The organism is Salipiger pallidus (assembly GCF_014643635.1).
Taxonomy (GTDB): domain Bacteria; phylum Pseudomonadota; class Alphaproteobacteria; order Rhodobacterales; family Rhodobacteraceae; genus Salipiger; species Salipiger pallidus.
Genome location: NZ_BMJV01000023.1, coordinates 1 through 630, shown reverse-complemented (window position 1 = coordinate 630; position 630 = coordinate 1). Strand labels below are relative to the sequence as shown.

1 protein-coding gene is annotated in these 630 nt (G+C 62.4%); it reads right to left on the bottom strand.

What is annotated here, in order from left to right:
• Nucleotides 1-630 (bottom strand): formyltetrahydrofolate deformylase (locus IEX41_RS21355; protein ID WP_188792231.1); only part of this gene is annotated, 630 nt, incomplete at both ends.

The window sequence follows — 630 nt, the reverse complement described above, 5'->3', positions numbered from 1 at the left end:
TGCGCGTGGGTGACGCGCACCGTGTCCTGTTCGATGATCGGGCCTTCGTCGAGGTCGGCGGTGACGTAATGCGAGGTGGCCCCGATGAGTTTCACGCCGCGCTCGAAGGCCTGCTTGTAGGGGTTGGCGCCCTTGAAGCTGGGCAGGAAGGAGTGGTGGATGTTGATGATCCGGCCGGACATCTTCTGGCACATCTGGTCGGACAGGATCTGCATGTAGCGGGCCAGCACGATGAGCTCGGCGCCGGTGTCCTCGACCACCTGCATGATCTGGGCCTCGGCCTGCGGCTTGTTCTCCTTGGTCACGCGGATGCAATGGAAGGGGATGTCCTGGTTCACCACGACCTTCTGGTAATCCATGTGGTTCGAGATCACCGCGACGATGTCGATGGGCAGCGCGCCGATGCGCGAGCGGTAGAGCAGGTCGTTGAGGCAATGCCCGAAGCGCGAGACCATGATGACCACCTTCATCTTGGCGGTCTCGTCGTGGAAGGCGAAGTCCATGTCGAGGCCTTTGGCCACCGGGGCGAAGCGTTCCTCGAGGCTGGCGAGATCGGCACCGGTTTCCGAGCGGAAGCTCACCCGCATGAAGAAGTTGCCCGTCTCGAAATCGTCGAACTGGGAGCTGTCG